Below are 1,865 nucleotides of genomic sequence, written 5' to 3' on the forward strand. Positions count from 1 at the left end.
TTGAATACGACAAAGATGATTCCCAAGGCAAAGACAAGCACACCTAAGAAAATCAGCATATTGTTGGTGGCTGTTTGTTTGGCTTTGTCAGCAGCAGTCTGCAATTGCTGTTGTTTGGTCTTGACTTTTTCTTGTAAAACCTTGTAAAGCTCTTGGTCAGCTTTAGCATCTTCTGCCTCAAGTTGAAGTTGTTCTGCTTCTACTTGGAGTCTAGCAACTTCCTTTTTGGAGTCAGCATTGACAAAGGCTTGGACTACGCCTGATACTGAGCCTACAATCGCAGATACAGGGTCAGCACTCATTCCTACACTGATATTGCTTGAGGTGTCAAAACCACTTCCAAGTAAGCTACTTAATGCTGTTTGATTATTGGTGCTCGAATTACTTGAGCTATTTGATGTGGTTGCTTTCTGGTTACTTGAAGAGCTGTTTCCACTTTGTTTTGAGAACCCCATAATGTTTTTTACCTGCTAATTGAATTTGCTCTCTGTTTTTTGATTTGAATAGAAGTACACCCATGATGATAATGGCAATGAAACCTAAAACAATCGCTAGTAGCTTTGTGACATTGAGAGATTGTGTATTATCGCTATTTCCCTCTGTACCTGCGAAGGAGTTTTCATTGTCATCAATTGTATCTAAGACTTTCTGGGTTGCTTTGTCTTTAGCAACCTGTTTGGCATTTACTCTCTCGTTTAATAACTTGTCAGCTTCTTGTTTATCGTCGGTTACATCGGTTGAGAGAACCCAAGCCTCACTTTCTTCGTTATTATAAACTCCCGCCCCTAAATCAAACCAACCACCTTTTTCACGCCTTTGGGTAGTGATTTTAAGTTTATAATAGAGTTTATTTCCAACAGCTTTCGTTTCACCAAGAGTTACACCTATTCTCTCTCCAGAGAGATATAGTTTTGTTTTGGGAGGTTCTGCTGCACCTCCTGTTTGGCCGTAAAATGTTTTTATCGTAACTAGCTCACTGGGGAAGCCAGACCTGTTTTCATAGCATATTGCTCCATTGAGCTGTATGCTAAATAATTCTGTTCCTGCTTGTGCTGCCATTTTTGTAAGGTTTAAAGCCTTGCGAAAATGAATTCGCAAGGCTACAGAATTAAAACAGTTCTAAAAGTCTGAACTTAATCATGTTGGTCATCACCTCGTCTGACTCGATGAATTTTTTGAGGATTTCTTTATCTACAGGGTCAAGAGAAATCTCTTTACCCTCGTACAATTGAAATCCGATATACATGAGTTTTTGAGAGTTGGGTGAATTCGAGTAGGCAATGCGTTGTGAGAGAATGTATCCTAAATTGATTACGTTTCCGTTCTCTTGTACTGGTTGACCATCAAACCCTTTGAATGGAACATCAAAATTGATTGCGACTTTAGACATTTTAGATTACTGTTTTAATGAAACTGAAACATGGAATTGATGGAGATTACTGAGCTGAAGGATTTGACTTGACAATGTGATATTGTCCAGTCGTAATATCAAGCTTTTGAATCTCTGTGAATTGGAAGCCAAGTGATTGTAACATCGTTTCGATTAACAAAACATCTTGGTTGTTATACCATGCTTGAAACTCCTCCGTTGTAGCATCCCAACTTTTTGGCACAGACGACATACCTTCAGCTTGAGGGAATTTACGTGTATCTGCGATTTTCGAGATGTCGATTTTTTCGACATAGTTTACGTTGGCAGTTTGTCGAGTTTCTGAAATTACATCGTAGTTCATTTCTACTTCAGAGATACCTTTTGGGTTTGGGGCTAATTGTGCTTTGTACATTGTTGCTGTTGTAATTAAGTGTTAAAAAAAATTAATTGAATGAGTTGACAAAAACGATTTCATTCCCATTGAGAGTCAAGT

4 protein-coding genes are annotated in these 1,865 nt (G+C 38.5%); all 4 read right to left on the reverse strand.

Features of this window, described 5'->3' with window-relative positions; all coding sequences use genetic code 11:
- The coding region (locus ACOVQ4_RS22265) for a hypothetical protein (RefSeq protein ID WP_421822790.1) at window positions 1-455 on the reverse strand (455 nt) is incomplete at its 3' end.
- Window positions 415-1,059: a hypothetical protein gene (locus ACOVQ4_RS22270; RefSeq protein ID WP_421822791.1), complete on the reverse strand. Its 645-nt coding sequence runs from the start codon at window positions 1,057-1,059 to the stop codon at window positions 415-417. The genes ACOVQ4_RS22265 and ACOVQ4_RS22270, both read right to left, overlap by 41 nt.
- Before the next feature lie 49 nt (window positions 1,060-1,108).
- Window positions 1,109-1,390 carry a hypothetical protein gene (locus tag ACOVQ4_RS22275; protein ID WP_421822792.1) on the reverse strand — a complete coding sequence of 94 codons (282 nt, stop codon included), beginning with the start codon at window positions 1,388-1,390 and terminating at the stop codon, window positions 1,109-1,111.
- Between the two features lie 46 nt (window positions 1,391-1,436).
- On the reverse strand, window positions 1,437-1,784 hold the full coding sequence (locus tag ACOVQ4_RS22280) for a hypothetical protein (protein WP_421822793.1): 348 nt from the start codon (window positions 1,782-1,784) through the stop codon (window positions 1,437-1,439).
- Window positions 1,785-1,865 lie beyond the last annotated feature (81 nt).

This window comes from Flectobacillus sp. (assembly GCF_049240685.1).
Lineage (GTDB): Bacteria > Bacteroidota > Bacteroidia > Cytophagales > Spirosomataceae > Flectobacillus.